Below are 7,737 nucleotides of genomic sequence, written 5' to 3'. Positions count from 1 at the left end.
GCCGCTATACCGACGTGTTCCGCCTGGCGCGCACTATGACCATCCTGGCGGCGGGAGCGGCCGAAGTTGCTGCTATCGATACTGTCTTTCCCGATTTCCGCGACATGGCCGCCTTCGAGACGGAATGCCGCGAGGCCGAGCGCGACGGCTTTACCGGCAAGATGGCGATCCATCCGGCGCAGGTGCCGGTCATCAACGCCGCCTTCACGCCCTCCGCCGGAGCGGTCGAGCGGTCGCAGGCGATCGTCGATGCGTTCGCGGCGGCGGGAAACCCGGGCGTCGTCGGCATCGACGGCAAGATGTATGACCGGCCGCATCTGCGGCTGGCGGAGCGTTTGCTGGCCCGCGCCAAGGCGTCGGGCACCTGAGATTACCAGACCATCGGGACCAGCTTGTAGCGGACGCGCGCGGCGTAATTGTCGTATCCCCGCAGGCCGGTCCGCAAAGTCTTTTCCTCGATGAAGGTGCGGATGGCGAGCAGGACGATGAAGACGGGCACCAATGCCAGCCCCCACCAGGAGCCAAGCACCAGCGCCGTGCCGGCGAAATAGAGTATGGCGCCCGCATACATGGGGTGGCGGACATAACCGTATGGACCGGTGGTGATCACCTTCTGTCCACGCTCGTCCTGGATCTTAACGACCGGCGCCGCGAAGCTGTTTTCCAGCATCGTGAGATAGCAGATCCAGATGCCGACGAGCAGGACCAGCATCCCGATCGCCTGCACCCAGACGGGAGCTGCCGACCAGCCAAAACGGAAGTCGAGCCCCATCAGGGCCAGCCATGCGAAAATGCCGATGAGCAATATGCTCAGCACTATCTTGTCGGCGGCTGTCTGGGTCTTTTGGATCGGCGGGCGAAGGCGTTCGTTCATCAGGCCGGGATCGCGCCGGGCGAGCGCCACGCCCATGGTGAGGCTCAGTCCGACCATCACGACTATGTACACCCAGGCTCCCCACCAGTGCAGCGTTCCTGCGGACACGAACATCAGCGCGCCCATTACACCGAACCACACGAATGTCTGGACAACCAATCTCGAGATCATGACCAACCTTCCATGACCTGCCGCCCGCCGCTATTTGGCCGAAACAGACCGATGGTCTATTATACCGACCGACGGTCTATAACTCAAGGCACACCCGGCACTCTGGACGAGAACGGCCGCCGCATGCACAAGGTTTCGCCATGCCTCGCATCATCAAGCATCCGGAAATCAGGCGCGAAGAACTGCTGGATCATGCCCAGGCCCTATTCCTGACGCATGGCTACGACAAAGCGAGCCTCAACGACGTCATCGCGGCCGCCGGCGTCTCGAAGGGCGCCTTCTATCACTACTTCGCCTCCAAGGAGACGCTGCTGGAGGCATTGGCGGAGCGTTTCGCCAGGCAGGCGCTGGCCGGTGTCCAGAAGATCCTCGACGATCCGGGCCTCGATCCGCTTGGGCGCCTGAACGCGCTCCTCGCGCAGTCGCGCCAGGCCAAGGTCGAGACCGCGGCGGAAGCATGGGCGCTGTTCGAGACAATGTTCCGGCCGGAAAACCTGGTGCTGTTCCATCGCATCAACCTGGCGGCGAGCAAGTCCTTCTCGCCGATCCTGGTGGAGATCATCCGCCAGGGCGTCGAAGACGGAACATTCCGGACTTTCGATCCCGAGGGCGTTGCCGATATCGTCATGCAGTTCGGCATGGCCACGCACGACATGGTTGCCAAGGCGTTCGCCGGCGGCAGCGATGCCGACATGGACATCGCGATCGAGGCCCTGGAAAGGCGTGTCAGGCTCTACGAGATCGCGCTCGACCGCATCCTGGGACTGCCGGACGGCAGCATCCGGATCGGTGAGCCCGGCTATGTGCGCGCCGTCATGACAGCGCGCCGTTCCAATCCTGCAGTCGGCGCGCATGGATCGAAGGAGCGCGGGCTGGCCCACGCCCCTTCGCGACGTCCTTAGGCCGCTTACCCCGCCCAGGGACCGGTGTAGTCGTCATAGAGCTTGGCTGGATCGGGCCTCGGCCGCTCCGGCGCCGGCCCATGATAGGAGCCGATATGGACGAAGCCGATAACGCGCTCCTGCGGCGACAACCCCAGGATCGCCCTGCCCTCCGGCACATCGGAGTACCAGTTGCTGATCATGTTGGTGCCATAGCCCAGGGCGTTGGCCGCGATCATCAGGTTCATGGCTGCCATGCCGCCCGACAGGAACATCTCCCATTGCGGGATCTTCGGGTTCTCCTTCGGCACCGACACGACGCCGATCACCAGCGGCGCGCGCGAGAAACGCGCCAGTTCCTGGTTGCGCCTGCCCTCCGGCAACGGTCCCTCGCGCTGCTCGGCAAGTGCGGCCAGCTTCTTGCCGATCTCGACACGCGCCTCGCCGCGGTAGAGGATGAAGCGCCAGGGCTCGAGACGGCCATGGTCGGGAACGCGCGAGGCAGCCGCAATCATCGTCGCGATCTCGGCATCGCTCGGCGCCGGCTCCTTGAGGTCCGGGATCGGCGCGGAATTGCGGGTGAGCAGGAAGTCGATGATCGGCGACGCCATGGGCGCAAGTCTCCTCAGCATTCTATAGTATTCAATTTTGAGCTGAAGCGCGCCATCGGGATGTCGGGCGGCTTGGGCGGTGGCGTTTTGCGCCGGATAAAGAGCCGTCGGCGCAAGGCCTCGAACTCTTAAGCCTTGAAATTGCCACCGCCTTGGGCTTCAACGCAAGGCATGTTTGAGGGGACCCTGCGCCTTTTGGTGATCGCACTCGTCGCTGCGTTGTTCGCGGTGCCGGTTTCCTTCGCGCTGGCCCAGAACGCCAACGATGTCGGCGACCTCAAGCTTCCAGGCATTTCGAGCTACGCGACGCCGAAGACAGGAGCACCGCTGGCGCTCGGCAATGGCGGCGCCATTACGCTCTCGGCGCAACTGACTGACAAGAGCGCCGACATCACCCGCGGCATTGTCTGGCGGGTGTTCAAGCCGCAGCCGTCAAGCGACGGCAAGCTTCCGATGGTGGCCTCAGCTCATGGCGGCACGGCCGTGTTCCAGCTCGACCCCGGCAGCTATCTCGTCCACGCCTCCTATGGACGCGCCGGCGCCACCAAGCGCATCACCGTCGGCAAGGCGGCCAGGCACGAAAGCCTGGTGCTCGACGCCGGCGGCCTCAAGCTCGACGCGGTGACATCGGGCGGCGCCCCAATCCAGTCGAAGAAACTGCGCTTTTCGATCTATGAAGACCATCCCGCGGCCAATGGCGACCGGGCACTGATCGCCCCCGACGTCGCGCCGAACACCGTGGTGCGGCTGAACGCCGGCACCTACCACGTCGTCTCCACCTATGGCGCGGTCAATGCGGTGATCCGCTCCGATATCCGCGTCGAGGCCGGCAAGCTGACGGAGGCTACCGTCGAGCACCGCGCCGCCGAGATGACGATGAAGCTGGTGCGCGAGCCCGGCGGCGAAGCCATCGCCGACACCTCCTGGTCACTGCTCAACGAGAGCGGCGATCCGATCAAGGAAGCCGTCGGCGCCTTCGCCTCGATGGTGCTGGCCGAAGGCCAGTACACCATCATCGCCAAGAACCGCGACCGCATTTATCAGAAGGATTTCACGGTGGTCGCCGGCCAGAACCAGGAAATCGAGGTCGTTGCCAACGAGTCCTCGGCCATCGATCCCGAAGAAGGCGCGGACTGATACATCTGAGCTGTCAGGCCGCCTTGCGCATACGCTTCGGCAGGAACGGCACGCGCCCGCGCGGCGCGACCGGCGAAGCCAGATCGAAAACGGCGCGATAGAGCCGGTCGAGCAGCACTTTACGGTCGCGCAGCTGCTCGAGTTCGCTCCATCTCAGCACATCGCCGATGCGCACCTCGATCGCCTTGCCCGACAGCCGCGCGAACTCGCGGATGAGCAACGAGGTGCGCAGCGTCAGCGACGCCTTGCCGATGAACTTCGCCACGCGATTGTCGCGCTCGGCCATGTTCATCGGGCCGCTGACGAGGTGGAACAGGCGGCCGTTCTGGCCGGAGAAATGCATCGGGATAACCGAGGCCTTGGCGTCCTGGACGAGCTTGGCCGGGAACATCTTCCACGGCAGGTCGATGGCGCGGCCGAAACCCTTCGGCGCCGTAGCGACGCCGCCGGCCGGGAAGACGACGATGGTGACGCCTTCCTTCAGCAGACGCACGGCCTCATGGCGCACCGCCATGTTGTTCTTCAGCGCTTCCTTCGTTTCGGAAAAATCGATGGGCAGCGAATAGGGCTCCATCTCGCGGATCCTGAGCAGATCCTTGTGGATCATGACCCGGAAAGGCCGGCCGAGCTGCTCGACCAGCGAAAGCACGGCAATGCCGTCGCCGATGCCGAAGGGATGGTTGGCGACAATCACCAGCGGCGTGTCCAGCAGCGCCGCCGGCGGCCATTGCACGGCGTTGCGGACCTTGACGTCGATCAGTTCCAGCATACGGCTGAACACGCGGTCGCCGGTCGGCACCACCTGCCTGCGCCAGAAATCGTAAAGCACGGCGAAGCGGTCGCGACCCGACAGGCCCTCGACCGAATGGATGAACCAGCGCGTCAGCACCGGCTGATGCGGGTTGGCATAGGAGAGCTCGGGAAAACGTCTTTCCCGCGGTTTCAATTTGAGCATGGCGGCTCGTTACAGGGCTGGCGTGACAGGCATATGAAAATGGCGGTGGACCGGCCACCGCCATTTTAGAAAGTGTCGGTATGTCAGGCCGCCGCGCGACGCTTGCGATCCGGCGAGACCGCCTCGTCGGCGAGCGCCTTCACCGCGTCCTCGAGCTTCAGCGATTCCTGGTCGCGGGAGCCCAGCCGGCGGAGATTGACGGTTTCTTCCTCGGCCTCGCGCTTGCCGCAAACGAGGATGACCGGCACCTTGGCGAGCGAATGCTCGCGCACCTTGTAGTTGATCTTCTCGTTGCGCAGGTCGGCTTCGGCGAGCAGCCCTGCGGCCTTCAACCGGTCGACGACTTTCAAGGCGTATTCGTCCGCATCCGAGGTGATCGTCGCCACTACCACCTGCAGCGGCGCGAACCACAGCGGGAAATGGCCGGAATAGTTCTCGATCAGGATGCCGAGGAACCGCTCCATCGAGCCGCAGACGGCGCGATGCACCATCACCGGCTGCTTCTTTTCCGAATCCGAGCCGATATAGAAGGCGCCGAAGCGTTCCGGCAGGTTGAAGTCGACCTGCGTGGTGCCGCATTGCCATTCGCGGCCGATGGCGTCCTTCAGCACATATTCGAATTTCGGCCCGTAGAAGGCGCCCTCGCCCGGATTGATCGAGGTCTTGATGCGGTTGCCGGAGCGCGTGCGGATCGTCTCCAGCACATTGCTCATGATCGCCTCGGCATGGTCCCAGGCCTCGTCGGTGCCGACGCGCTTGTCCGGCCGCGTCGACAGCTTCACGCTGACCTCGTCGAAGCCGAAATCGGCATAGGTCGACAGGATCAGGTCGTTGATGCGCAGGCATTCGGCCGCGAGCTGCTCCTCCGTGCAGAAGATATGCGCGTCGTCCTGCGTGAAGCCGCGCACGCGCATCAGCCCGTGCAGCGCGCCGGACGGTTCGTAGCGGTGCACATTGCCGAACTCCGCAAGCTTTACGGGCAGTTCGCGGTAGGACTTCAACCCATGCTTGAAGATCTGCACATGGCCGGGGCAGTTCATCGGCTTCAGTGCGAAGACGCGGTCGTCGTCGGTGTCGTCACCGGCGACAGTCACCTTGAACATCGCATCGCGATACCAGCCCCAGTGTCCCGACGTTTCCCACAGGCTCTTGTCCAGCACCTGCGGCGCGTTGACTTCCTGATAGCCGTGCTCGTCGAGGCGGCGGCGCATGTAGTTGATCAGGTTCTGCACCATCTTCCAGCCCTTGGCGTGCCAGAAGACGACGCCCGGCCCCTCTTCCTGGAAATGGAACAGGTCCATCTCGCGGCCGAGCTTGCGGTGATCGCGCTTCTCGGCCTCTTCCAGCAGCGTCTGGTAGGCGTCGAGCTGCGCCTGGTCGGCCCAGGCGGTGCCGTAAATGCGCGTCAGCATCGGGTTGTTGGAATCGCCGCGCCAGTACGCGCCTGCCACCTTCATCAGCTTGAAGGCGTTGCCGATCTGCCCGGTCGAAGCCATGTGCGGACCGCGACAGAGGTCGAACCAGTCGCCCTGCGCGTAGATCTTGAGGTCCTGGTCCTCAGGGATGGCGTCGATCAGCTCGAGCTTGTAGCGCTCGCCCTTCTCGGCGAAGACCTTCTTCGCCTTCTCGCGCGACCACACTTCCTTGGTGAACGGCTTGTTGCGCTGGATGATCTCGCGCATCTTCTTCTCGATCACCGGGAAATCGTCCGGCGTGAACGGCTCGTTGCGCGCAAAGTCGTAATAGAACCCGTTCTCGATCACCGGCCCGATGGTCACCTGCGTTCCCGGCCACAGTTCCTGCACGGCCTCGGCCAGCACATGCGCCGCATCGTGTCGGATGAGCTCCAGCGCGCGCGGATCCTCGCGGGTGATGATCTCGACCTTGCCGGACATGCCGAGCGGATCGGAAAGATCGCGCACGGTGCCGTCGAGGCTGTAGGCGACAGCCTTCTTGGCCAGCGACTTTGAGATCGACTCGGCAAGGCCCGCGCCGGTCAGCGCCGCGTCGTAGTCGCGGACGGAACCATCGGGAAATGTCAGGGAAACGGAATTCGGCATCAGGATTCTCCTATCCAGTCCCGCAAACGAGCGCGGGTGGTGAAAATGCGGGCCGCAGGATGCGTTGCGGCATGCAGAGGGTTAGCCGGAGGCGCCAATCAAGGGGATGATGGCCGGCGGCGCGGTTTTAGAGGCAGTGCCGCGCGGCGTAAAGAGCGGCCGTCAGGAAATGTCGCGAGCAACGTCGCAAGCGCGGGCTTGTGAACGGAGCACGGCGCGGCTTTTATATAGGCATGGAAGACGCATCCCCCAGCCGAACCGCCCTGCGCGTCGCGCGCTTGCGGGCTCTTCATCAATTCTCACCGCAGGCGGCGCTGTTTCGCGATCCCTACGCGCTTGCGATTCTGGGCGAGGCCGCGCCGAACGCCGGGGAACTCTCGCAGGAAGACGAGCATGGGCGTCGCATGCGCCTGTTCGTTGCCTCACGCGACCGCCTCGCTGAGGATTGGCTGTCGGCGGCAGTGCGGCGCGGCGTCCGCCAAGTCGTCGTCATTGGCGCCGGCCTCGACACTTTTGCGCTGCGCAATCCATATCCCGACCTCGCGGTCTTTGAGGTCGATCATCCGGCGACGCAGGCCTGGAAGCGCCAACGCATTGCCGAGGCCGGTCTTGCCGAGCCGGCCGGCGCCGCCTTCGTGCCGGTCGATTTCGAACGCCAGAGTCTGGCAGGCGAATTGGCGGCTGCTGGTCTGAAAACGACCGAGCCGGGCTTCTTCATCTGGCTGGGCTTCGTGCCCTACCTGACGCGCGAAGCGATTTTTGCCACGCTTGGCTACATTGCCGGCCTCCCCGGCTCGGAGGTCGTGTTCGACTACAGCGAGCCGGCCGAGGATCGCGACGCGACGGGCCGGGCGACGCTTGCCTTCTATGCGGCGCGCGTCGCGGCGGTCGGCGAGCCCTGGATCAGCTTCTTTGCCCCGGACGAATTGGCGAAGTCGCTCGCCGATCTCGGCTTCGACGATATCGAGGATCTCGATAACGGCGACATTGCCGCCCGTTTTGCCAGGGCCCCGAGCACCAAAGGCAATTCCGGCGGGCACATCCTGCG

At 64.2% G+C, this 7,737-nt stretch carries 8 protein-coding genes; 4 read left to right on the top strand and 4 right to left on the bottom strand.

Going from position 1 to position 7,737, the window contains the following annotated elements; translation table 11 throughout:
- Positions 1–368 (top strand): HpcH/HpaI aldolase/citrate lyase family protein (locus tag EOA28_RS17830; RefSeq protein ID WP_189342082.1); only part of this gene is annotated, 368 nt, incomplete at its 5' end.
- Positions 369–370: 2 nt separating this feature from the next.
- Here EOA28_RS17830 and EOA28_RS17825 read toward each other — a convergent pair.
- Positions 371–1,045: an isoprenylcysteine carboxylmethyltransferase family protein gene (locus EOA28_RS17825; RefSeq protein WP_127252155.1), complete on the bottom strand. Its 675-nt coding sequence runs from the start codon at positions 1,043–1,045 to the stop codon at positions 371–373.
- A gap of 140 nt (positions 1,046–1,185) precedes the next feature.
- Here EOA28_RS17825 and EOA28_RS17820 point away from each other — a divergent pair, with 140 nt between their 5' ends.
- Positions 1,186–1,947: a TetR/AcrR family transcriptional regulator gene (locus EOA28_RS17820; protein WP_127252156.1), complete on the top strand. Its 762-nt coding sequence runs from the start codon at positions 1,186–1,188 to the stop codon at positions 1,945–1,947.
- Between the two features lie 5 nt (positions 1,948–1,952).
- On the opposite strand, the gene EOA28_RS17815 is transcribed toward EOA28_RS17820, so the two are convergent.
- Positions 1,953–2,537, bottom strand: a complete 585-nt coding sequence (locus EOA28_RS17815; protein ID WP_127252157.1) for a nitroreductase — start codon at positions 2,535–2,537, stop codon at positions 1,953–1,955.
- 171 nt (positions 2,538–2,708) lie between these two features.
- On the opposite strand from EOA28_RS17815, the gene EOA28_RS17810 reads away from it, so the two are divergent.
- Positions 2,709–3,674: a hypothetical protein gene (locus EOA28_RS17810; RefSeq protein ID WP_127252158.1), complete on the top strand. Its 966-nt coding sequence runs from the start codon at positions 2,709–2,711 to the stop codon at positions 3,672–3,674.
- A 13-nt stretch (positions 3,675–3,687) separates the two neighbouring features.
- Here the strand turns inward: EOA28_RS17810 and EOA28_RS17805 are convergent, their stop codons facing one another.
- Both EOA28_RS17805 and thrS read right to left on the bottom strand, forming a co-directional pair.
- Positions 3,688–4,629 carry a GNAT family N-acetyltransferase gene (locus EOA28_RS17805; RefSeq protein ID WP_127252159.1) on the bottom strand — a complete coding sequence of 314 codons (942 nt, stop codon included), beginning with the start codon at positions 4,627–4,629 and terminating at the stop codon, positions 3,688–3,690.
- A gap of 83 nt (positions 4,630–4,712) precedes the next feature.
- Positions 4,713–6,689, bottom strand: a complete 1,977-nt coding sequence (thrS, locus tag EOA28_RS17800) for a threonine--tRNA ligase (protein WP_127252160.1) — start codon at positions 6,687–6,689, stop codon at positions 4,713–4,715.
- A gap of 233 nt (positions 6,690–6,922) precedes the next feature.
- Here thrS and EOA28_RS17795 point away from each other — a divergent pair.
- Positions 6,923–7,737, top strand: an 815-nt coding sequence (locus EOA28_RS17795) for an SAM-dependent methyltransferase (RefSeq protein WP_128315105.1), incomplete at its 3' end; no start/stop codon positions are given.

Origin of the sequence: Mesorhizobium sp. M2A.F.Ca.ET.067.02.1.1, assembly GCF_004023285.1 — a bacterium.
In the GTDB taxonomy this organism is placed as follows: Bacteria; Pseudomonadota; Alphaproteobacteria; order Rhizobiales; family Rhizobiaceae; genus Mesorhizobium.
The sequence above is the reverse complement of the archived record's forward strand: the minus strand, read 5'-3'. Positions and strand labels throughout refer to the sequence as shown.

Excerpts from the sequence above, each read along its gene's own strand:
- EOA28_RS17825 (WP_127252155.1), bottom strand. The coding sequence starts at position 1,045 with ATGATCTCGAGATTGGTTGTCCAGACATTCGTGTGGTTCGGTGTAATG.
- EOA28_RS17815 (WP_127252157.1), bottom strand. The coding sequence starts at position 2,537 with ATGGCGTCGCCGATCATCGACTTCCTGCTCACCCGCAATTCCGCGCCG.
- thrS (WP_127252160.1), bottom strand. The coding sequence starts at position 6,689 with ATGCCGAATTCCGTTTCCCTGACATTTCCCGATGGTTCCGTCCGCGAC.
- EOA28_RS17805 (WP_127252159.1), bottom strand. The coding sequence starts at position 4,629 with ATGCTCAAATTGAAACCGCGGGAAAGACGTTTTCCCGAGCTCTCCTAT.
- EOA28_RS17820 (WP_127252156.1), top strand. The coding sequence starts at position 1,186 with ATGCCTCGCATCATCAAGCATCCGGAAATCAGGCGCGAAGAACTGCTG.
- EOA28_RS17810 (WP_127252158.1), top strand. The coding sequence starts at position 2,709 with ATGTTTGAGGGGACCCTGCGCCTTTTGGTGATCGCACTCGTCGCTGCG.